This window comes from Exiguobacterium profundum, assembly GCF_001909285.1.
In the GTDB taxonomy this organism is placed as follows: Bacteria; Bacillota; Bacilli; order Exiguobacteriales; family Exiguobacteriaceae; genus Exiguobacterium; species Exiguobacterium profundum.
This window is the reverse complement of the sequence record NZ_MRSV01000001.1, coordinates 71,296-92,704: the sequence shown is the minus strand read 5'-3', so window position 1 is coordinate 92,704 and position 21,409 is coordinate 71,296. Positions and strand designations below refer to the sequence as shown.

General features: G+C 46.8%; 28 protein-coding genes. 18 read left to right on the top strand and 10 right to left on the bottom strand.

What is annotated here, in order from left to right:
- Positions 1 to 46 precede the first annotated feature (46 nt).
- From BBB58_RS00530 to BBB58_RS00510, 5 genes are all read left to right on the top strand, one after another.
- The gene (locus tag BBB58_RS00530; protein WP_074034813.1) at positions 47 to 1,027 is read left to right on the top strand and encodes a FecCD family ABC transporter permease; all 981 of its coding nucleotides are present in this window, start codon (positions 47 to 49) and stop codon (positions 1,025 to 1,027) included.
- Positions 1,024 to 2,070, top strand: a complete 1,047-nt coding sequence (locus BBB58_RS00525; protein WP_074034812.1) for a FecCD family ABC transporter permease — start codon at positions 1,024 to 1,026, stop codon at positions 2,068 to 2,070. Before BBB58_RS00530 ends, BBB58_RS00525 begins: the two co-directional genes overlap by 4 nt.
- Positions 2,067 to 2,873 (top strand): ABC transporter ATP-binding protein, encoded by an 807-nt coding sequence (locus BBB58_RS00520; protein ID WP_074034811.1) that lies wholly within the window; start codon positions 2,067 to 2,069, stop codon positions 2,871 to 2,873. The genes BBB58_RS00525 and BBB58_RS00520 overlap by 4 nt, the downstream gene beginning before the upstream one ends.
- A 95-nt stretch (positions 2,874 to 2,968) precedes the next feature.
- Positions 2,969 to 3,442, top strand: a complete 474-nt coding sequence (locus BBB58_RS00515) for a hypothetical protein (protein WP_031424514.1) — start codon at positions 2,969 to 2,971, stop codon at positions 3,440 to 3,442.
- Positions 3,443 to 3,445: 3 nt separating this feature from the next.
- Complete coding sequence (locus tag BBB58_RS00510) at positions 3,446 to 4,024, top strand: NADPH-dependent F420 reductase (RefSeq protein WP_074034810.1); 579 nt, start codon at positions 3,446 to 3,448, stop codon at positions 4,022 to 4,024.
- Positions 4,025 to 4,063: 39 nt separating this feature from the next.
- Here BBB58_RS00510 and BBB58_RS00505 read toward each other — a convergent pair whose 3' ends face one another.
- Entirely contained in the window at positions 4,064 to 4,399 is a 336-nt protein-coding gene (locus BBB58_RS00505; protein ID WP_074034809.1) for a TM2 domain-containing protein, read from the bottom strand.
- 104 nt (positions 4,400 to 4,503) lie between these two features.
- Here BBB58_RS00505 and BBB58_RS15100 point away from each other — a divergent pair, with 104 nt between their 5' ends.
- Positions 4,504 to 4,662: a hypothetical protein gene (locus BBB58_RS15100; RefSeq protein ID WP_031424520.1), complete on the top strand. Its 159-nt coding sequence runs from the start codon at positions 4,504 to 4,506 to the stop codon at positions 4,660 to 4,662.
- Complete coding sequence (locus BBB58_RS00500) at positions 4,659 to 5,057, top strand: hypothetical protein (RefSeq protein ID WP_074034807.1); 399 nt, start codon at positions 4,659 to 4,661, stop codon at positions 5,055 to 5,057. Before BBB58_RS15100 ends, BBB58_RS00500 begins: the two co-directional genes overlap by 4 nt.
- A gap of 35 nt (positions 5,058 to 5,092) precedes the next feature.
- Here BBB58_RS00500 and BBB58_RS00495 read toward each other — a convergent pair whose 3' ends face one another.
- The gene (locus BBB58_RS00495) at positions 5,093 to 6,328 is read right to left on the bottom strand and encodes an MDR family MFS transporter (protein WP_074034805.1); all 1,236 of its coding nucleotides are present in this window, start codon (positions 6,326 to 6,328) and stop codon (positions 5,093 to 5,095) included.
- 101 nt (positions 6,329 to 6,429) lie between these two features.
- Here BBB58_RS00495 and BBB58_RS00490 point away from each other — a divergent pair, with 101 nt between their 5' ends.
- Positions 6,430 to 8,055, top strand: a complete 1,626-nt coding sequence (locus BBB58_RS00490; protein WP_074034803.1) for an ABC transporter substrate-binding protein — start codon at positions 6,430 to 6,432, stop codon at positions 8,053 to 8,055.
- A gap of 11 nt (positions 8,056 to 8,066) precedes the next feature.
- On the top strand, positions 8,067 to 8,468 hold the full coding sequence (locus BBB58_RS00485; protein WP_074034801.1) for a hypothetical protein: 402 nt from the start codon (positions 8,067 to 8,069) through the stop codon (positions 8,466 to 8,468).
- A 14-nt stretch (positions 8,469 to 8,482) separates the two neighbouring features.
- Here BBB58_RS00485 and BBB58_RS00480 read toward each other — a convergent pair whose 3' ends face one another.
- Together BBB58_RS00480 and BBB58_RS00475 are read right to left on the bottom strand one after the other, a co-directional pair.
- A complete protein-coding gene (locus tag BBB58_RS00480) occupies positions 8,483 to 8,692 on the bottom strand; it encodes a YdiK family protein (RefSeq protein WP_015880600.1) in 210 nt (69 codons plus the stop codon).
- 16 nt (positions 8,693 to 8,708) lie between these two features.
- Complete coding sequence (locus BBB58_RS00475) at positions 8,709 to 9,404, bottom strand: CPBP family intramembrane glutamic endopeptidase (RefSeq protein ID WP_084543013.1); 696 nt, start codon at positions 9,402 to 9,404, stop codon at positions 8,709 to 8,711.
- Positions 9,405 to 9,617: 213 nt separating this feature from the next.
- On the opposite strand from BBB58_RS00475, the gene groES reads away from it, so the two are divergent.
- The 3 genes from groES to BBB58_RS00460 all read left to right on the top strand — a co-directional run bounded on the left by groES (position 9,618) and on the right by BBB58_RS00460 (position 12,580).
- The gene (groES, locus tag BBB58_RS00470; RefSeq protein WP_015880602.1) at positions 9,618 to 9,902 is read left to right on the top strand and encodes a co-chaperone GroES; all 285 of its coding nucleotides are present in this window, start codon (positions 9,618 to 9,620) and stop codon (positions 9,900 to 9,902) included.
- 39 nt (positions 9,903 to 9,941) lie between these two features.
- The gene (gene groL / locus BBB58_RS00465; protein ID WP_074034799.1) at positions 9,942 to 11,576 is read left to right on the top strand and encodes a chaperonin GroEL; all 1,635 of its coding nucleotides are present in this window, start codon (positions 9,942 to 9,944) and stop codon (positions 11,574 to 11,576) included.
- A 197-nt stretch (positions 11,577 to 11,773) separates the two neighbouring features.
- Positions 11,774 to 12,580: a hypothetical protein gene (locus BBB58_RS00460; RefSeq protein ID WP_074034797.1), complete on the top strand. Its 807-nt coding sequence runs from the start codon at positions 11,774 to 11,776 to the stop codon at positions 12,578 to 12,580.
- A gap of 400 nt (positions 12,581 to 12,980) precedes the next feature.
- On the opposite strand, the gene BBB58_RS00450 is transcribed toward BBB58_RS00460, so the two are convergent.
- From BBB58_RS00450 to BBB58_RS00440, 3 genes are all read right to left on the bottom strand, one after another.
- Positions 12,981 to 13,688 carry an ABC transporter permease gene (locus BBB58_RS00450; protein ID WP_074034793.1) on the bottom strand — a complete coding sequence of 236 codons (708 nt, stop codon included), beginning with the start codon at positions 13,686 to 13,688 and terminating at the stop codon, positions 12,981 to 12,983.
- Positions 13,685 to 14,533 carry an ABC transporter ATP-binding protein gene (locus BBB58_RS00445; protein ID WP_074034792.1) on the bottom strand — a complete coding sequence of 283 codons (849 nt, stop codon included), beginning with the start codon at positions 14,531 to 14,533 and terminating at the stop codon, positions 13,685 to 13,687. Before BBB58_RS00445 ends, BBB58_RS00450 begins: the two co-directional genes overlap by 4 nt.
- A 130-nt stretch (positions 14,534 to 14,663) precedes the next feature.
- A complete protein-coding gene (locus BBB58_RS00440; RefSeq protein WP_074034791.1) occupies positions 14,664 to 15,644 on the bottom strand; it encodes a LytTR family transcriptional regulator DNA-binding domain-containing protein in 981 nt (326 codons plus the stop codon).
- 133 nt (positions 15,645 to 15,777) lie between these two features.
- Between BBB58_RS00440 and BBB58_RS00435 the strand changes: the two genes are divergently transcribed.
- The 3 genes from BBB58_RS00435 to BBB58_RS00425 are packed head-to-tail and all read left to right on the top strand — an operon-like array spanning position 15,778 to position 18,163.
- The gene (locus tag BBB58_RS00435; protein ID WP_074034790.1) at positions 15,778 to 17,421 is read left to right on the top strand and encodes a DUF2075 domain-containing protein; all 1,644 of its coding nucleotides are present in this window, start codon (positions 15,778 to 15,780) and stop codon (positions 17,419 to 17,421) included.
- A gap of 2 nt (positions 17,422 to 17,423) precedes the next feature.
- Positions 17,424 to 17,732, top strand: coding sequence for a nucleotide pyrophosphohydrolase (locus tag BBB58_RS00430; RefSeq protein ID WP_074034788.1), 309 nt, complete (start codon positions 17,424 to 17,426; stop codon positions 17,730 to 17,732).
- A gap of 14 nt (positions 17,733 to 17,746) precedes the next feature.
- The gene (locus BBB58_RS00425; protein ID WP_074034787.1) at positions 17,747 to 18,163 is read left to right on the top strand and encodes a hypothetical protein; all 417 of its coding nucleotides are present in this window, start codon (positions 17,747 to 17,749) and stop codon (positions 18,161 to 18,163) included.
- 73 nt (positions 18,164 to 18,236) lie between these two features.
- Here the strand turns inward: BBB58_RS00425 and BBB58_RS00420 are convergent, their stop codons facing one another.
- Positions 18,237 to 18,812, bottom strand: a complete 576-nt coding sequence (locus BBB58_RS00420) for a cysteine hydrolase family protein (RefSeq protein WP_074034786.1) — start codon at positions 18,810 to 18,812, stop codon at positions 18,237 to 18,239.
- A gap of 145 nt (positions 18,813 to 18,957) precedes the next feature.
- Between BBB58_RS00420 and BBB58_RS00415 the strand changes: the two genes are divergently transcribed.
- Together BBB58_RS00415 and BBB58_RS00410 are read left to right on the top strand one after the other, a co-directional pair.
- Positions 18,958 to 19,380: an Lrp/AsnC family transcriptional regulator gene (locus BBB58_RS00415; protein ID WP_074034785.1), complete on the top strand. Its 423-nt coding sequence runs from the start codon at positions 18,958 to 18,960 to the stop codon at positions 19,378 to 19,380.
- Between the two features lie 215 nt (positions 19,381 to 19,595).
- A complete protein-coding gene (locus tag BBB58_RS00410) occupies positions 19,596 to 19,958 on the top strand; it encodes a hypothetical protein (protein ID WP_143180197.1) in 363 nt (120 codons plus the stop codon).
- A 6-nt stretch (positions 19,959 to 19,964) separates the two neighbouring features.
- Here BBB58_RS00410 and BBB58_RS00405 read toward each other — a convergent pair whose 3' ends face one another.
- The gene (locus tag BBB58_RS00405) at positions 19,965 to 20,189 is read right to left on the bottom strand and encodes a hypothetical protein (protein ID WP_074034783.1); all 225 of its coding nucleotides are present in this window, start codon (positions 20,187 to 20,189) and stop codon (positions 19,965 to 19,967) included.
- Between the two features lie 157 nt (positions 20,190 to 20,346).
- Here BBB58_RS00405 and BBB58_RS00400 point away from each other — a divergent pair, with 157 nt between their 5' ends.
- Positions 20,347 to 21,090: a nucleotidyltransferase domain-containing protein gene (locus BBB58_RS00400; RefSeq protein ID WP_074034781.1), complete on the top strand. Its 744-nt coding sequence runs from the start codon at positions 20,347 to 20,349 to the stop codon at positions 21,088 to 21,090.
- Here BBB58_RS00400 and BBB58_RS00395 read toward each other — a convergent pair.
- A complete protein-coding gene (locus tag BBB58_RS00395) occupies positions 21,087 to 21,371 on the bottom strand; it encodes a hypothetical protein (protein WP_074034779.1) in 285 nt (94 codons plus the stop codon). The genes BBB58_RS00400 and BBB58_RS00395 overlap by 4 nt on opposite strands.
- Between the last annotated feature and the right edge of the window lie 38 nt (positions 21,372 to 21,409).

Here is a 21,409-nt window from a genome sequence, read left to right as displayed (position 1 = left end):
ATGGAACGCAATATTTGCTATGGTAGGAAAGGAAAGAAGTGAGGACATGAAAAAACCTTGGATCAAATTACTTTTCTTGATCATCTGTTTACCTATCTTAAGTTATATCTCCTTGCGCGTCGGTGTGATTGCGGTCAGCCATGAAGATGTGATGACGTTCCAAGCGGACGGTTCATCACAAGCGATGATTGCGTTGGCAGACAATCGCATCCCACGGACGGTCGTCGCGCTACTCGTCGGTAGTGTCCTAGGTCTCGCCGGGCTCATTTTTCAACTCGTGACCCGTAACCCGCTCGCATCTCCTGATATTTTGGCGGTGAATGCCGGAGCGAGTCTGGCCATCGTGCTCGTAACGCTTTTTGGGTTCAGCAGTATCGCCTCGTTCACGACAGCCTCGCTCATCGGAGCATTTGTTGCCGGCGTGATTGTCTATCTACTGAGTGCGAACGGAGGGAACGTCATGTATATGACGCTTGCCGGGGCGTCGCTTGCCGCTCTATTCAGCTCATTTACCCAGTCAATCATCGCGTATGAGGAAGGTGCGCTTGATGAGGTACTGTTCTGGCTAACCGGATCAGTCGCCGGACGATCGCTCACGCTCGTCGAGACGTTGTTGCCATGGATGGCGGCGGCGGTCATTCTCGTTCTCTTGCTCAGTAAAGAGTTAGAGACGTTATCGCTCGGAGACCAGGTCGCCCGTTCACTCGGACAAAATGTCGGCATCATCAAGTTCGTCGCCGTGACGCTCGCCGTCGTGCTCTCCGCATTCGGGGTGGCACTTGCCGGACCAATCGCATTTGTCGGTCTGCTCGCTCCCCATTTGGCGAAATATCTGTTCGGGACGGCCTTTTTCGCTCGTCTCGCCGGAAGTGCCCTTATCGGTAGCGTCCTGTTGCTTGCGGCGGATATTCTGGGACGTATCATCCTGTTCCCACGCGAAGTGACCGTTGGGGTCGTACTCGCCGTCATCGGTGGGGCATTCTTCATCTATCTCGTCAGTGTCAGACAAGGAGTCTTTAAATCATGAAAACATATCGCTTTCGAAAAGGTCCTGTCTCGTTCACGCTCCGGAAGCGTGAAATCGAGTTGGCGCTTCTACTTGTCGTTGGATTGCTCGTGTCGATTTATTTCGGGCTCGCCATCGGTGACACATTCCTTAGTCCCGCCTCACTCGCTGCCCTGTTCATCGGAGCAGGGGATGCATTCGAGCAGCTCGTCGTCTTCGAGTTTCGGATGCCACGTGTGTTGATGGCAATCACTGCCGGCGCAAGTCTCGCCGTCAGCGGTCACTTGTTACAACTGACAATCAAAAACGAACTGGCATCCCCGGAGATTTTCGGGATTGTCGGAGGTGCAGGGGTTGCGACGGCTACGTTCTTCACCGTTTTCTCGGATGAGCGAACGAATCAGCTGTCAGTGCCGCTCGCCTATATCCCAATCGCTTCGTTCCTTGGGGCGATTGTTGTCGGGATGTTCCTCTTCTATTTGTTGAAACGTGGAGTCCCACCTGTCCGGCTAGCACTTGTTGGGATTGGAATCAGCATCTTCTCGCAAGGGATCGTTCAGTTCATGATGCTCGCCTCGAACGTTTACCGAAAGAACGATATCCAACAATGGCTCACCGGTACAGTCTACGCCGCGACGTGGAATCAATTGAAGATTATGGTGCCGTTCGTCCTTCTCTTTTTGCTGGCAGCCTTCTTGATTGAACGTCATGTTCGTCCGCTTCATATCAGTGAAGCGACAGCGACGAGCATCGGCGTACCGGTACGCGGGATTCAGCGTGGGACGTTGTTGCTTTCCTGTTTACTCGCCGGAATCGGTGTCGCCTTTGTCGGTGCAATCGGTTTTGTTGGGTTGATGGCACCTCATATCGCTCGACAAGGGTTGAAGCTCCCTTACATTTGGGCGACGCTGCTTGTAGGGGCGACGATTGTCGTGTTGGCGGACGTACTCGCTCGGACGATTTTTTATCCGTATGAACTACGGACCGGCGTGATGACAGCCGTCATTGGAGCACCGTATTTCTTCTACTTACTTCGACGGATGATGAAAGGAAGCATGAGATGAACACATTTGATTTGAACCACGTAACCATCGGATACGAACAGAAGACGGTGCTCGATCAATTATCCTTCTCCATCCCACATGGGAAAATCACCGTCCTTCTCGGCGCGAACGGCTGCGGGAAGTCAACGCTCCTCTCGACGCTTGCGAGACAGCGAGATGCACTGGGCGGGGAGATCGCATTTCGGAACAAACCGCTCGATTCGTATCGGGCGAAAGAGGCGGCTCGACTTATGGCATTCATGCCACAAGTGAACGTGGCACCGGATGGATTGACCGTCGAACAACTCGTCCGATTCGGGCGTTATCCGTACCAGACGTTCTTCAAACGATATTCGGAAGACGATGAACGGGCCGTCGAGCGGGCACTCGCCTTCACCGATACGGTATCGCTCCGTGACACGCTCGTCAGCAACCTTTCCGGAGGACAAAAGCAACGGGTATGGATCGCGTTGGCACTTGCTCAAGAATCGGAGACGATTTTGCTCGATGAACCGACGACATATTTGGACATGTCTCACCAAATCGAAATTTTAGATTTGATGTATCGATTGAATCGATTGGAAGGAAAGACAATCATCATGGTACTTCACGATCTTCACTTGGCCTGTCGCTATGCCGATCATGTCATCGCATTAGCTGGCGGTAACGTGTATCGCGAAGGAAGTCCGAACGATGTCGTCGATGAGACGTTCATGAAAGACGTATTCGGTCTCAAAGTCGTGGTGACCGAGGATCCGCTATACGGGACACCGCTCTGTGTACCGTATTCGCACTATGAGTTGAATGAAAAACGACCGACCTGAACCTAGTCTGCGGACTAGGTTTTTTTACGGAAAAGCAGGGAAAAAGAGTAGGGTAAGTGCGTGTCATGTTTTCTACCTAAGAGGAGGAATTTTTCATGGCTAAAAAGGAAAAACAACCGTATCACATCGTCACGTTCACGTTCCCAGAAGAGGCAATCTCGTATCAGGCGTTCAGTAAGCTGAAAAAGTACCATTCGGATGGGCTCGTCGGTTTTGAACAATTGGTCGTCATCAAGCGTGAAGAGAACGGGGCGTTCTCGTTTGAGGATGCGGCACAGCTCGCACCGGTCAATAAGTCGACGAAAGGTGCGCTCATCGGGATGGCTGTTGGAATCCTCGGAGGTCCGTTCGGTATCCTGTTCGGGACACTCACAGGTGGTCTCATTGGCGGCACGAAAGACGTAAAACATTTACAAGGCATCCAAGACACGTTCAAACGGACGGTCGGTAACATCGAACCAGGTCAGACCGGGGTCATGGCGATCGGAGAAGAATTCGACCCATCGATTTTAGACGGGCTTGCAGAAGAGTTCGGAGGAACGGTCACGCGGACAGACGAGGAGCTGTGAATCATGAAACTCGGGATCTTAGGTGCCGGGAAAGTGGGACGCACGCTCGGGGAGCAGTTCGAACGAGCGGGCTATGAGGTGCTGTACGGGACACGGACGGAGCGAGAAGGCACAATGACCTTACAAGAGGTCGCCTCGACGAGCGATGTTCTATTGCTCTGTACACCGTTCGCGGCTGCAGTCGATCTGTTACCGATACTCGACGGACTAAATGGGAAAGTATTGATCGATGTGACGAATCCGATCGCGATCGAGTTTAACGAGGTCGAGCGACCGGACGGGGTGTCGGGTGCGGAATATTTGCAGCGACTCATTCCTGATACGAAAGTTGTGAAGGCGTTCAATCAGACAGGGGTCGAGAATTTAGGCGATCCGGATGGCTCCGTCATGTTCGTCGCAGGTGAAGATGAGGAAGCGGTGCGGCTTGTCGTCGAGCTTTCGAACAAAATCGGCTTCGATACGCATCCGCTCCACGGGCTGAAGCTTGCTCGTGAGTTGGAAGGGTTGGCGTGGCTCTGGATTCATAATGCAGTGAAAGAGCGAAAATCACGGGACTTCGCCTTCTACTTAACAGAACATTAAAAGACGATCGGGGCGATATGCCTCAATCGTCTTTTTTGATTAAAAACCTGTATAGCGATCAGAGCGTGTTTGAAGCAGCTCAATCGTCTCGCGCTCAATCTGCTCGACTTCCCGTTGTTGCCAACCTGGCATGAGGAACGCATCGACGAGTGCCCAAATGCCTGTGATGAATGCACCGAGACCGAGCGTCAAGACGACGAGTAGGACCATGGCGATTCCTGAACCGATTTTTTTGAAATAGAAACGGTGCGCACCAAATGCACCGAGGAAAAACCAAAGCAAGTAGGCGACGAGCAAGCTACGTTTTCGTTTTTCGACTTCGCTGTTCACGAGTAACATTTCTTCTGTCGTCAAATCCATACGCGAATAATTCATAGGACTCCAACTCCCTATCCATAATTGTTATAATGAGTTCGCACTCAAGTATATCGGAAAATGGATTTGTTTCCATGATTTCCTAAAAAGAAAAGAGGTTCTTTATGCTTTTTCCGATTTTGACGTTCATCGTCGCTTTCGTACACGTTGTTGGTGGGGCGGTTGCCCTTTATCAATATCCGCAATATAAACGTATGGCAATCAGTGCCATCGTACTCGGGTTCGTCTACGGTGGATTGACCGTGGCGGTGATTGGATTATGAAGTGGGGGTCAAACGGATCACTTCGTTCGCGTCTTCAAATGCAGAGCGGCTATCAGTTGGGGACATACTTATTTTTAGGTCTCATCATTTTTGATTTACTCTTAGGCGACGTTCCGAGAATCTCGTTTGCGATGTATGCCTTGTTCTTTTACTTTTGGCAGCGTGAACGCGTAGAGAAAGAAGAGAAGGGGTTGGCGGAGAAGATGAAGCGGAAGTCGGATGAGTGGACGATCACACTTGTCGTCTTGCTTTGTTTAGTAGGCTATGTGGTCTCCCTTGGACTACAATATCCATCCGTTTCGTTGCTCGAGCTGAGCATCTATGGCTTCTCGACAATATTCTGCATCCGGGCGTTGACCTTGATCTATGCGATGCACCAACAGCAGCTCGACTAAAACCCATCCTTCCACTGAGAAAGGATGGGTTTGATTTAGGACGCGGCTCGTCGCAGGACGAGCTTTTCTTTTACATAGATGCCGCTATAGACGAGGAAACAGCCGAAGCTGACCAACAGACCGATGTAGACGCTCATCATGAACGGGGTGAGAAGCGACCCAATCAAAATCGTTGAACGTGATAAGAAGTCGGCACCGGCGAACGAGGTCCCGGCAAACGCAGAGTACGCACCACGGCGGTCCTCTGGCATCATGTTCGCCTTCTCCGTATTCAATACGGGTGAGTACAACAATTCGCCGAACGTGGCGATGAGCATGAAACCGAGAAGGAGCATCATCGAGTTCGCGCTCGTGATGACGGCGTACCCGATCGTGTACAACGCGAGTCCGCTGAGTAGCGTATGCTTGTTTGAGAAACGTGAGGCGAGACGTTGAATGAAGAATGTCAACGCGACGACGATGAGCGTGTTCTCGATTTGAATGAGACTCATCATCCGCACCCCGTTGATTGTCCATGATTCAATCGAGAGCGGTTCGAATGAATCGGCGAGCCGGACCGCGACGTAACTGCCCATCGAGAATTCGGCGGCGAGGATACACATCGAACCGAAGACGACTTTGACGAACGGGCGGTCACGCCAGGCGATTTGATAGCTTTGAAACACGTCGACGAAGACGAGCTTGAGCTTTTGTGAGGTCCACGTCCGTTTCGTGTCCTCGAGGAAGATGGCGTACGCGATCGGCAACATGCTCGACGTGAACGTCAAAATCCAAAATAGTAACAATTGATTGCTGACATAGAGCCAGCCTCCGAGTGCTGTCCCGATCGTGATTGAGAGGTTGATCAACCAGTAATCGAGCGCGTATACGGCTTTTCGGTTCTCAGGTGTTGTCGCGTCGATAATGATGGCACTCATCGCAGGTCGTCCAAGGTTATTCGTGACCGTGAAAATCGTATAGGCAATCATAAAGACGATCATCTGGTCGAACTGAAGACTGAGCGTCATGACGAGAAACATCGAGGCTGTGAGGCTAGCCGTCAATACGAGGAGTCGCTTCCGTGAGAACTTATCGGCGAGGTATCCCCCGATTAACCCGATCACGTATCCGAGACAGACGAGCGAGATCAAGAAGACGCCCGCAATCCATTCGTTGAACGATTTGACAAAGAGAAGTGCCATGAACGGCATGATGGCGAATGAGACCGAACGGTTGAAAAATGATGTCACGAGTCGAACTTTTATTGGTTTAGGTATATCTTTCCATTTCATCTTGTCACCTTCCATTCTGTACCTGTATGATAAACAAGACAACGGATTTGAAAAATGGACGACATGGGTAAATGATGTCCACTTTTAAGGGGGGATGTGACGTGGATGCGTATTTATTTCGATTGTGGAAAGAGTGTCGCGATGGGGCGTACACGATTTCTGATATGGCGGAAGCTATTCATTTAAGCCCGAAACAGACGAAGCGTCATTTGGCACGGTGGCAAGAAGAAGGGTGGCTCAAGTATACGAGCGGACGTGGACGGGGGAATTTGACGCGTCTCGAATGGTTGCGTCACGTCGAGCGTGATTTAGCCAAACAGCTGCTCGAACGCATGGAGAAAGAGTCAGTCGAGGCAGTGACGAATCAACTGGAGTGGGACTGGTCGCCGGCACAGGCGGGACGGTTCATGCGCCAGCTCGAGAAGAAGTTCGGTTACGTCCAGACGTCGAGTGATGCGCTCATCATCCCGCGCCGTCGTCACTTTTTGACGACACATCCGCTCGAGGCGGCTGACATCCACAGTGCCCACCTCGTCCAGAACGTCTTCAATCGTCTGTTCATGATTGACGCGTCTGGTGAGGTCACAGGGGAGCTTGCCCATCACTATGAATGGCAGGGGAATACGCTCGTCTTGTTTCTTCGGAAAGGGGTCCGATTCCATGACGGGTCGCTCATGACGAGTAAAGATGTGACGAAAAGTTTACGCAAACTCGTTCAGTCGGATGCGTATCGCTATATGTACCGGCACGTCCGGCATATCGCATCGAACGGCACGTATCGCGTCGACGTCACGCTCGACCGGCGTCGGAATTCGTACATACCGAAACTGTCGATGATCCATACGAGTATCGCCAAAGGAAGTGTCGGGACGGGGCCGTTTCAATTGGATCGCCATGACAAGGAGAAGACGGTCCTCCTCGCCTTCGAGAATTATTTCGGGGTGCGGGCGCTCCTGGACCGGGTCGAGTTCATCAAAGTGCCGGACGGATACGATCCGACGTATCGCATCTCATCAAGGGATTCCAAAGAAACCGGACACATCTCGACACCGTCCGGGTTCGGGCTTGTCATCTTGAACAGTCATCCGAATAGTGTGTTCGCGAATGAAGAGGCGCGGCATTATATGCATCGCTTGATTGCGGAGATTCGACCGGAGATTGGGACGTTGAATGAGCGAAGAACGCCAAACGATCGAGGATTTCTCGGTTCGATGAGCGAGACGTATCGCATTCCAAAAGGAACACCCGTCACGTTCGACCGACCGATTCGCATCAAACAGACGGACTTCACGAACGATACGACCGACTGGATTGCCGAGATGTTGACGCGTCACGGCATTGCCTATGAATTCGTACCCATCAGCTTCAAAGATTCGATCCATGATAAAACGTATTATGAATACGTCGATTTGGTCGTTCACGGGGAAGTGTTCGAGCGGAACATCACGCTCGGGTTTGAACAGTTCATGACGAACGAGTACTCGCCTCCTCATAAAGTGTTCCCTTATATAGAGGGGATGACCGAGCGAGTTGGGCAATATGATGACCTGCCGTTTGAGGACTGGTTGCCGCTGCACCGAGAGATCGAGCGCGAGTTAAAAGAGAAGTCGTACTTTATCCCGCTCTATAACGAGGAGCGGACCATTCCGTTCCCGGTCGAGCTGAAGGACGTCTGTGTCGACTTGTTCGGTTATTTTGATTTTGCGAAACTATGGATTCCATCATAAGGAGGGATATTTTGCGTAAGAAGTTACTGATTGGGTTTATGATTTTTTCGATTGTTAGTTTTTTGTTCGCGCTATGGGATGGTGTTTTTCTCGGCGTTACAGTCATGAGTCTAGGGGCCACAATCTTTACTTATTATCACGAGGAAATTGAAAAGCTTGAGGAAAAGGTGTCTAAGGGAATCATGAGGCAAGTCGATGCAAAGGTGATGAACTTGACGATTTATATATTGATGGTCGCATTCATTATTGCCATCTTTTTCATGGAAGAACCACAAATCTCATTGATTGATGCCATTTATGTCGTATTGGGTGTGGTGTTCGGTCTGCGTGGACTGCTCATTCGAAATGTCTATCAAGAGGAAATACAGGATCGATCGAAAGTTACAGCCATAAGAAAAACCCCGAGCTCGTAAGACTCGGGGTTTCGTTATGCGGATTTGTCCGTGCCTTCTTTTTTGACTTTTCGGGCGAGTGCCAAGATTTGATACACTTTGAAAAAGTCGTAAGCGGCGACGGCGATGATAAAGTACGTCCAGAAGCTGAAGCCGTACTCTTGTACCGAGAAGTACGCGAGGACGGTGAACAACACACCGAACGATAGACTGAAGAGCATCATCACTTTTAATTGTCGCGGCATAACTGCCACCTCATTTCTACATTAAAAATAGTACGAGCATCACGAGCGCGTTGTTAAACGCGTGGATGGCGATTGGAACGATCAATCGTCTTGTCTTCGCATACGCGTAAGAGAATGCAAAACTCATCGCGATATACACGAGGAACCGATTATCTTGGTGGATGAGTGCGAATAGGATCGAACTGACACCAAAGGCAATCCAGAAACCGAAGCGCACGTTCAAGTTCCCGAACAAAATATGACGGAAGAGAATCTCTTCGATGATCGGTCCGAGTAAGACGACTGGCAAAATCATAAGTGGAATGACTTCCACCATCTCGGCGATGTTTTGTGTGTTCATCGACTCGACCAGTTCACCAGAGATGGCCGTCTCAATCAAGTTCGCCACGATGACGAGCCCGTATTGCATCAAAATCCCGAGCCCGATCCATTTGACCGTGTCGTTCAAGTTCGACTGGATACCTTGGGCTTTGTATTGTTTCAAGTCTGGCCAGATGAGCAAGATTGACAGAACAATCGTCACACCGAATCCGATGGCTAGCCAGAGCCCGACGAACGTTTCCGTCAACCATTCCGGCCGTACTTCACTAATGACGAGCGGGAACAGTTGGACGAACGCATATAGTAAAATCGGGGTGAGGTGCCGGAGACGAATGTTAGGCGCCATCGAAAAACGGGTATTTATCGATTGGTTTGAGTTTAGTGTAGCCAATTCAACACGTCCTTAATTATAAGAGTGAACCTACCTTTTTTTCATTGTAACAAATAAGTTCTCTTGACCGCGAGTAAGAGCATTTTTTAATGTATCCCACTTGATTTTTTTATCTACACATACTACACTAATCAGTGTTAGCACTCCTTTTAACTGAGTGCTAAAACCTTACGATACACATTACATCATTCATATTCGGAGGAGGGTTTTTCCATGTTAAAACCACTAGGCGATCGTGTCATCATCGAAGTCGTGGAGAAAGAAGAAAAGACGATCGGGGGCATCGTGCTTCCTGATACGGCGAAAGAAAAGCCGCAACAAGGGAAAGTCGTCGCAGTCGGTACAGGCCGCGTGACGGACGAAGGCAAGCGCATCGATCTCGACGTGAAAGAAAATGATTTGGTCATCTACTCGAAGTATGCAGGTACCGAAGTGAAGCATGATGGAAAAGAGTACTTAATCGTTCGCGAGAGCGATATTCTCGCAATCGTAGGCTAAGCACCATTATTCAAAAACTTTTTTAGGGGGAAATGAACGATGGCAAAAGATATCAAATTCTCAGAAGATGCACGTCATGCGATGCTTCGCGGCGTCGACGCACTCGCTGACGCAGTCAAAGTAACGATTGGACCAAAAGGACGTAACGTCGTCCTCGAGAAGAAATTCGGTTCACCACTCATCACAAACGATGGTGTGACAATCGCGAAAGAAATCGAACTCGAAGACCGCTTCGAAAACATGGGCGCGAAACTCGTTGCTGAAGTCGCGTCGAAGACGAACGAAGTCGCAGGGGACGGTACGACAACAGCGACAGTCCTCGCACAAGCGATGATTCGTGAAGGGCTCAAGAACGTCACGGCGGGCGCGAACCCGATGATTCTTCGTAAAGGAATCGACAAAGCGGTCACACGCGCGCTTGAAGAATTGAAAGCCATCTCGAAACCAATCGAGTCAAAAGAAGCGATCGCACAAGTCGCGGCTATCTCGGCAGCGGACGAAGAAGTCGGCGAATTGATCGCAGAAGCGATGGAGCGCGTCGGTAACGACGGTGTCATCACAATCGAAGAATCACGCGGCTTCACGACTGAACTCGACGTCGTTGAAGGAATGCAGTTCGACCGTGGATACTTGTCACCATACATGATCTCAGACTCTGACAAGATGGAAGCGTCACTCGACAACCCGTACATCTTGATCACAGACAAGAAGATCTCGAACATTCAAGAAATCATCCCGGTGCTCGAGCAAGTCGTGCAACAAGGGAAGCCAATCTTGATCGTCGCAGAAGACATCGAAGGCGATGCACTCGCAACACTCGTCTTGAACAAACTCCGTGGTACGTTCAACGCGGTTGCCGTCAAAGCACCAGGATTTGGTGACCGTCGTAAAGCGATGCTCGAAGACCTCGCGACACTCACAGGTGGTCAAGTCATCACAGAAGACCTCGGTCTCGACCTCAAATCAGCATCACTCGACATGCTCGGTCGCGCATCGAAAGTCGTCGTCACAAAAGACACAACGACTGTCGTCGAAGGTGCAGGAAACGAAGACGCAATCAAAGCACGCGTTCAAACAATCCGTAACCAAATCGAAGAGACAACGTCTGACTTCGACCGTGAAAAACTCCAAGAGCGTCTTGCGAAACTCGCAGGTGGCGTAGCCGTCGTCAAAGTCGGTGCAGCGACAGAGACAGAGCTCAAAGAGCGTAAACTCCGCATTGAAGACGCACTCAACGCGACACGTGCGGCCGTTGAAGAAGGAATCGTTGCGGGTGGTGGTACATCACTCATCAACGTCATCCCAGCCGTTCGTGCGTTGCTTGCAGAAGTGACAGCGGATGAAGCGACGGGTGTCAAACTTGTCCTCCGTGCCCTCGAAGCACCGGTCCGTCAAATCGCAGAAAACGCGGGTGAAGAAGGTTCGGTCATCGTCGAGAAGCTCAAGAACGAGTCAGTCGGTGTCGGTTACAACGCGGCAACTGGCGAATACGTCGACATGATCGCACACGGAATCGTCGACCCGGCGAAAGTGACGCGTTCAGCACTCCAAAACGCAGCATCTGTCTCAGCGATGTTCCTCACAACAGAGGCCGTCATCGCAGACAAGCCAGAAAAAGATGGTCCTGCAATGCCTGACATGGGCGGCATGGGTGGAATGGGCGGTATGATGTAAGTCATACGCCTTTACAGGAACCATTCATCAGCGAAAGCTGGTGGGTGGTTTTTTGTTTTATATATTGGAAATAAATTAAATACACCCTTTGGCCCTTATTATTTTCTTTTATAGATAATATTTACTTAAATGTAATTAAGAACTTAATTAATGATTAATAGTGGTATAATATAGAAATTAAATAAGGAGGGTTAAAATTGAAAAAAATTAAGCTAATCACATCTCTAGTACTAGTTAGTTCAATTTCTATCTCGAATGTTCAAATGCTTACACCAGTTTCAGCAGAAGAGGAAAAATATAATCTGTCTTCTGAAGTAAATGTGCTTAAAGACACTGACGAAGTTATGATTTATACAGTTAATGAGGAAGGTTCTTTATATAAATATTATGAGTATATAAGTTTATATAAAGTAAAAACGTATAAGTATTTGATTGCAAACAATGAAGAAATACTAGTTGAAAATTTTGAAACAGTTTTTAATTCCGAGGGGAATATAATTGAATCTGAAATAGCAAATCAAACTAGTGAAGTTGACAATTTAGATTATGGAACTACATATAATCAAGTGAGCAGCGTTTCACAAGGTATTTCTTTAGCAAGTGCAAGTGGTAAATGGGTTAAAACTAGTTCGGTTGCCGGTATGAGTTATATTCAATACTCTAATGGGGGAGGATTGGCTAGATACAGTACTATGGAAAAGAAAATACCTAAATACAATACAAAATTTAATGAATATACGAAAAAGGTAGATTCTCTGATTAACATTGAGCGTAGTACTTTGATTAGCGCCTTTGGATTGGGCGGTATCGATGCTCTCATAAAAGCTTTTTCAGGTAAAAAGATGAGTGTGGCAGCAGTGAAAAAATTCGCTTCATCAGTTTTAAAAGGTACGATAGGAGTAGGGACTGCATACAACATAATTGACTATGTTCTTACTTATGATAAAACTCATAAACAATTTTATAGTATCCCGGGAAGTTATTATTATTGGAAGAGACTTTAAAGTATAAGACAAAACTTGAATGGATGTTAGAACATGACATAATCATCTTCAATAATGAATCTTCAAATTGAAACCTACTTATCCTTCATTCGTAATGATCGAAGGAGGGGGAGGTTTCGATGGCACCACATTGCACGAATTGTCACTATAAATGGAAAGTGAAAGAGGTATGGTCACTCGGATTTTCCAAAGACGGAAAAGGATGTCCGAATTGTGGACACACGCAATATATTTCTGGTGAAACTCAGCGTCTATTTACATTAGGCTATTTGAGTCTTCTATTTGTTCCATTTCTTCTATTTCGAATCCGATTAAGCGATGAGAATAATCCATTCCTGTAACAAGGATAACGAAAAACAGGGCTACGATGCGTAGTCCTGTTTTTGTATGGTCTTAACATTCAATCCGTCTGCTTCCGGTTATACATCACGACGCTACCGACGAATGCAGCAAGCGCCCAAGCAGTTAGCAACCCAAGCTCTAGCCCGACGGTACCGAAGTTCGCACCGTCTTCCACTTGATGAGCCACATCAATCAAGAGCACGTTCGGTAAATACTCAAGCAATCCGATGATGGCGAAACGGTCTTGTAGTGGCAACAACATCGGTGAAAATGAGAAGAAAAAGAACGGTAACATGACAATCAATGAAGCTTCCATGACTGTCTTCGTCATCAAGCCGAACATCGTTCCGATCCCGATATAAAAGAATGTCGAGACGATGAGCGCGAGGGCGATCACAGCCAGATTTTGCGGGGCATAATCCATCAAAAATGACGAGGCTACGATGAGGATCATCGTCGTCACGAACGTGAGGGCACTCTTTCCGAGCAAGATGTCGAGCGTGCTCGCTGGGGACAACATGAGCCCGCGAAGCGTGTTCTTCTCTTTCTCTTCGGCGATCAATGCACACTGCACAAAAATCGCGACGAGGCTGAACGTGATGTTGATGACGAAGTACGTGATATCGACGCCGCCGTCACCGATTCGTGAATAGAAGACGGCGAAGAAGAGCGGCATGATCAAGGTCGACGAGACGAACAAGTTTCGAGACAAATCCTTGTAGTCTTTTTGGAAAATGGCGAGTGCACGTTTCATTGAAAAAGTCATGATAATTTCCTCCCTGTCACTTCGATAAAGATGTCGCCGAGTGTCGGCTCATTGGAGTGGATCGATGCGATATTTTTAGCACGCATCTGTTTATGGAGCCAGTCCGCGCCTTCGTCGGTTTGCGTCACTTCATGCGTCTGACCGTTGTTCAACTCAACTCGCATCGATCCTGTCGCATATTTCCTGCGCAATACGTTCGGGGCATCGAGCAGTTGAATCGACCCTTGATGTAAGAAAGCGACACGGTCACACAGCTCCTCGGCTTCTTGCATATCGTGGGTCGTTAAAAAGATGGTCGTTCCGTTTGCCTTTAACCGTTCAATTCCTTTATAGATATGTCGAGAGTTGACCGGATCGAGAGCAGAGGTCGGTTCATCTAGAAACAGGAGCTCTGGCTCATGAAGAAGGGCGCGTGCGAGCGTCACCCGTTGCAACATCCCTCTAGAGAGTTTGTCGATGCGCTTTTTCCGTTCCCCGCTAAGATTGACCATGTTCAATACTTCATCAATCCGGGTCTTCGGTTCATCATAAAGGTCACAATATAAGCTCAGGTTCTCTTCTATAGAAAGTCGTGTATACAGACCACTATTGTCCGTCAACACGCCTATGCGTTTACGGTACTGTTCTTGTTTCAAGTCAGCGACCGGCACGCCGAAGACGGTAGCATCACCGGCTGTCTGTGCGAGTTGTGACGTCAAAATTTTTATCGTTGTCGTTTTTCCAGAACCACTCGGTCCCAAGAAGCCGAACACTTCTCCTTTTCCAACTGTAAACGTCACATCATGTAACGCTTCCTCGTTCCCAAACAATTTCTTTAACCCGTTCACTTGAATGATTGGTTCCATTCCCGTTCCTCCTTGTCGATGTCGTCTTGCTTGCCTCTATCGTATAAGGATTGGGGGAAGGCCGCACTAAAATGGCGATAAATGGTGCTTATCAGGAGTTGAATGAAGCAAATAGAACTGTGAATGGAGACTATTTGAGCCCCATCATCGTCTTCAATTCTGCCATTTTTGTCTTGGATAACGGAATCGTTGTCTTCTCTGAATCATCCAAGACGAGACTGAAGCTATTTTTCGTATAGGTGATGACTTCGCGCACACGTTGTAAGTTCACGAGATATGACCGATGGCAGCGGAAGAAACCGTACGGAGTCAAACGCGTCTCGAGCTCGTTCATCGTGAAGACGCTCGGGAACTGATCCGATTGACTATGTAAAATCGACTGTCCGTCCTGACTTTCGATGAAGTCGATTTCAGGAGGGTCGAGTAAGATGATTTTTTCGTTCACTTTCGTCGGGATTTTCTCGAAACGGACGTGAATGACTTCAGATGGAATTTCTGTATCAGCTGTATCTTCAGACTCCACATCTAACAGGCGCAAGTGACGGTGGTCGATCCGATAAACGGTCGATGTCATGAAGAGCGCACTCTCCATGTTGCTCGTCAACACGAGGACGGCTTTTTGTCTCGACGTTAATGTCTGTAACGTATCGCGTAAAAGGTGGCGTGTCTCTTGGTCCACGTCTTGGTCAGGTTCTTCAAACACATACAGGTCACGGTCCTGGAGAAGCAGCGCGGCGTACTGTGTGCGTCTGACAAGGGAGCGATTAAGACGGTGGAGGCGGTGCTTGCGGTAAGTCGTGAGTTGGAGCTGTTGCATCACCGATTCGACTGATTCGGATGAATCATATAGGCGCATGGTGAAGCGTAAATACTCCTCGATGGTGAGCCGGTCGTATAAACCGTCCCGGATGGAGAAGAGGGACAGCGTTGAAGCGTGGTCGATGTTACCGGTATAAGTCGTGATCTCCTGACTGATGAGACTGAATATGATTTCCCGAGAAATCACTCCACAATGAATGGCGGCCAACTCACCTGGTTGGATCGTAAATGAAATGTTTTCGAGAATAAGTGTGTCTTGTTGGCGAACCGAGACGTTTTGAAAAGTAAGCACCGAATCCCTCCCTTTTTAGTGGAATTATACCATTATCTGATTTAGAACTCGGAAAGTGATGCGTAATCATTTAAAAAGGTATTGTATGATAAAATGGATATAATTTGAAATCAGAAGAGAGTAGGTCTGTTGTATGGTTAAAGTCATTCCATTCACATTCGAAGAAAGTAGTCTACATAGCATCGATGATACAGAAACATATGTGAACTATCCGGTGATTTACATTTTGAACGGAAAGAAAGAAGCATACATTGGTGAAACGGTTCATTTTAAAAAGCGAATGAAGCAACATCTAAAGCTTAAACAAACGGAACGGAAACAGCTGAGTCAAATTCATCTCGTCAATCATGACAAGTTCAACCGTTCAGCAACATTCCATCTCGAAACAAAGCTCATCAATTATTTTTTAGGAGATGAGAAGTATACACTTCAGAATAAAAGTAAAACTGCGAACGACTTCACGCACAATTACTATAATAAAAATTATTACGACAACGAATTGTTTCCCGAACTTTGGAATGAATTACATCGTAAGGGGCTTGTTCAAAATGAACTTCACGCCATTGAAAACAAGGATATCTTCAAGCTGTCTCCGTTTAAAGAGTTATCTGTCGAACAGTTAGATTTAAAAGAGCAGGTTCTTGATTTTTGTGAAACGCAAATGTCGAAAGTGGATCCGAATGCAACATACGGAGATTTATATGTGATTGAAGGGGAAGCAGGTGTAGGGAAGAGTGTTGTCTTGAGCTCAATCTTTAATACAATCCAAGCTCGAACAAAAGACACTAATTCAACACTTCATCAGACAAAAAATTATTTGGTTGTTAATCATGAAGAGATGTTGAAGACCTATAAAGGAATCGCCAAGCAGGTGAAACATCTTAAAGCAGGGGACTTCATAAAACCGACGCCATTATTGAATAAAATGAAAGACGAGAAAGCCGACATTATCTTTGTGGACGAAGCCCACTTGTTGCTGACGAAATCAGATCCCTATAACAATTTCCGGCAAAACAATCATCTCGAAGAGTTGCTGAAGAAAGCCAAAATTGTCATCGCTATTTTTGATCAACATCAAGTATTGAAACTGAAGAGTCACTGGAATTCACTCAAGTTGGATGATTATAAAAAGAAAGCAAGGACAGTAGAGACTTACAAACTAACCAGTCAATTCCGAATGCAAGCAGATGAAGATATGATGAACTGGGTCAACGCATTTAAAGAAAAACGAATTAATCCATTACCGAAATCTAAGCGATACGATTTACGAATATTTGAAACGTTAGAAGAGATGCACCGTGCCATCATCGAGCAAGATCGACGATACGGCTTGAGTCGGGTCGTTTCGACCTTTGACTTTTTACACAAAAAGGACGGAGACACCTATTATGTATATGAGTCGAACGGAAATTATAAAATGCCATGGAATACAACCGGTGGAAAAACGACGTGGGCTGAAAAAGCAGAAACCATCGCCGAAGCCGGCTCTATCTATACGATTCAAGGATTTGATTTAAACTATGTTGGTGTCGTTTTAGGCCCATCCGTATCCTATGATGAGGAGCAGGAAGGTCTAATGATTGACCCGAATTTATATAAAGATACGGGAGCCTATGCTGGAATCGAAGGTATTGAGAATGTTGATTTGGCAAAAGAACAGATTGTCTTGAACTCGATTAACATATTGATGAAGCGTGGCGTCAAAGGCCTCTATCTATATGCATCTGATGAATCGCTACGACGAAAATTATTGAAGTTACAAAGAGAGAGGGTATAAATATGAACGAAGTACAACGATTAATGGATGAGGTCATTAAATTCCGAGATGAGCGCGACTGGGCGTTCCATCATAACCCGAAAGACTTGGCGTTATCGTTATCACTTGAGGCAAGTGAGCTCCTTGAGGTATTCCAATGGGTGTCGAGTGAAGAAGCGCTTGAGACGAAGAAGACGGAGATGGAAGAGGAATTGGCAGATGTGTTGATTTACGCGTTGACGTTCGCTCACGCTGCCGGAATCGATGTTTCGAAAGCAATTGAAGACAAGCTTGTGAAAAACGCAGTGAAATATCCGAGTCCGCAAAAATGACCGAGGAGTTCTATATGAACATTCCATCCGATCGATTTATGATTCCTTGTCATTTAATGGGGCCTCATTTTTCTCCTTGCGCTGCATCAGAGAAAACAGGTATTCAATTTTATAAGCAAACGGAAGTTGGAGAAATTGAGCATATCGGAAAACGTAAAGAAATCGCTAAGGTAGGTCATGCGTCGTTTGAACCACCACTTGAATTTCAGAAAATGGAAAATCCGTATATCGGACTTTTTTGGATGATTGACACTCTGGCAGAACATATTGATACCCTTCGCTCTTGTGGAGCCGATGATATCTGGATTGATTTGGGTGTGGTCTCTCACTTAGATGTGAAGTTAGAATTTGAACCAGATTTCTTGATGAAGCTTGCGAACTTAAAGATTCCATTTTTGATTAGTGGATATATAGAAACTGCTGATGAATAATAGCAATACGAAAAATATGAGTGACATCTGTATACTTTAAAGCCAGGTTATGAATAAAAAGAAGTACAATCCATCAGGACTGTACTTCTTTTTGTAACACATCTTTCATGACCTCAATTGTCGTCTGAATCGATGCAAATTCTTCATTTAGACTAGCGAGCGACACATCATGGATGACCTCTGCAGGGATCCATGTCCCGCTGATCGATTGTCGGTCGAACGTTGCCGTCGCATCGGAGACAACAATCGGATTGAATCCCAAGTTTCCTGCCATCCGTGCGGTCGTCTCGACACAATGGTTCGTGATTAATCCGGTGATGACAATCTGTGTCGCACCAAGTGATTCGAGTCGTTCCTGTAAGTCTGTTCCGATGAAGGCGCTATTCACCTGTTTCGTTAAGATGACATCTTGTTCACGAGGTTGAATGAAGTCTTGGAACAAATGACCATCTTTTTTGAAATAGAAGAGTGAGGTCGGAACGTTCGTGACATGTTGGACATAGATGATGGGTTGATCATGATGTTCCCACGCTTCAATCAACCGTGCGATATTCTCTTCGCATTTTGGATTGTTGCGGTTTCCCCAGCTTGGATCATGAAAGGCTTGTTGGACATCGATGATGAGTAATGGAACGACTGTCGTTTGCATGTTGATTCCCCCTTGAATTGGATACTTCAAGTGTATGCAACGGAGGAATATAGATACATAGAGGTTTTACGGAAGTTTCAGCGAATGACTTTAGAAAGAACGGATTATGTATCGTTTCACTTTAATTTTGAAAGGTGAATGCCAAATGGATGAAATAGATCGCCATATTCTTGAATTGATGCAACAACAAGCCCGGATCTCGATGACCGAATTAGGACGACAAATTGGATTGTCTACGCCTGCTGCGACAGAACGGGTGAAGCGACTCGAAGAACGTGGAGTCATCACAGGCTATCGGGCTGTCATCAATCCTGAAAAGATGGACAAACACGTGACCGCCTTTATTCTTTATGACACCCATCGTTGTGAGGCGTTCCGTGAATTTTGTCGTCAACAGCCGTCCGTGATCGAATGTCATCGCTTAGCCGGGCAGTACAGTTACCTCGTCAAAGTGGTAACGGAAAACGTGCGCACATTAGAGACGTTCATCGACGAATCGATGGAATACGGTCGTCCCTCATCTTTGATAAATCTATCTTCACCAGTATCATTCAGACCCGTTTTATGAAAGCGATGGAGTGACTTTTAACAGTGAGAGTGATTGCGAGCTAGTAAAAGAGAATAGATGAAATTTTTTCAGTACAAATTGATTTTTAATCAAATGAAAAGGAGGGGGACACGATGTCGCACGATGAGCGTTTACGAGAAATAACTAAGGCTCGCCTACTTACGAACCGTATTAATGTCATGTTATCGCTCATTCTTTTGTTAGGGGGATGGATGATGTGGTGGTTTGAAGAGTTCTCTCTCATTCAAGTTCTCTTGGGAATCCTTTTGCTCATTCCACCTCTTTTGATGGTTCATATGTGGAGACGTACCCGAATGTTGCTTCGTTTCAATGAAGCGATGGAATATCAACGTATAGTTTGGTCGGAGTTCATTTTTGCGCTGGTTGTCGTCTGCATATTGATCGGAATTGCAACTACGATCATCCTAACCGAATCATTTAGCTTATCGACTGTTCCACTCCTGGTCATGTTCGTCACGGCCCTGATGTCTAGACACGTTGATCAGCGGATGAAGCAAATCGACCCTGAACATGTGACGTACGCAAATCTCGCTCGATATCAGACGAAACGCAGCTAACCTGAGTCAGCTACGTTTTGTGTTCGAATCTAATTGTTGTTCGATGTGGTCGAGACGTTCGATTAATACTTGTATCTGCTTCGAACGTTCACGTTCCATAAAGAGTTGCTCGTCTGCTCGTTTCTCAGAACGTGCCACGACATTACGAATCCACAAAATACCGATGATTAGTACAACGATTGGCAAAATCGTGAAGATGAGTCCGAATAATGAGACCATGATGACGTTCATATAGACATACCTCCCTTTCTACGTCTTCATTATACTTCCAAATATAACCTGTTTGAAAGGGGGAACCGTGGTATTTCAAATCCGACATGCATAAACTAAAAAAAGGAGTTCGATACATCATGACGTTTACTACATTTCAACGAGTCGGTACGTATCTATGAAACGGCCGACCCGACTTGGTACGGACGATGCGGGTTATGTCATCAACCAGACGTCCATCCGTCATGTGCAGCCTGAGTTTGAAAGTGTCCTTTTCAAAGCAATCGAATTGGTGAAAGAAGCATTCGATGAACAGTTACACAGCATATATCTTTATGGAAGCATCGGTCGCGGGACAGCTGTTGCTGGGCAATCGGATTTAGATTTGACGGTGCTCGTGCATGAGGATGTCGATGCGACAGAATTGGTGGAGCAGACGGAGCGATTGCTAACGCAACATCCGGAAGTCATTAAAATCGATTATGACATCGGGCGTCTCGATGTGGCGCTGGATCCGGCGAATCGTTTTGAATGGGGCTTTTGGCTAAGACATCTTTGTACATGTGTGGACGGGGAAGATGTCTCGATTCAATTCCCGCGCATGAAGCCGGATGTTCGTGTGAGTGAGGCGTTGAACCAGGACTTGATTTCTTCAATTGAAGCAGCCAAGTCGAAATTGCTTCGTGGACAGATGTCTCATCTGGAGAAACGCTCCATTGTGAAGCGCGTCACCCGAGGTTGGTATTTAACGATCAACGTAAAAGACGAGAGTTTTGCGACGACTGTAGAAGCGTGCTTGGTGATTCTAAAACTCTATTTCTCGGAAGATCCGCGAGTAGAGCAAGGAGAAGCGCTGTTGAGACAAGATGACATCACAAATCAACAGCTTCTAGACTATTTGAATGAAATAGATTGGATTTAACGATGTCGCTCCTCGATTGGGATATATCCGTTCGGTCGTCTTCGCTTCACGTCTGTGTCAAAGAAGAAATAAGGGACATATAAAGCGCTTGATACGTACATAATGGTGACAAATTCGATTGCGGTCGACCATTGAATGAGGTCAAATAAAAATAGAGACCATATGGGATATGAAACGAGACACATCGCCACAGTCATCCGACCCTTAGTTTGAATAAAACGGTACAAAATGCGCATCAATACGATATAAGGGAAGAATAGATAATAGAACATATTTTTCAATTGATGTCGTCCTTTCTTGCATATGTAAAACCATCTAA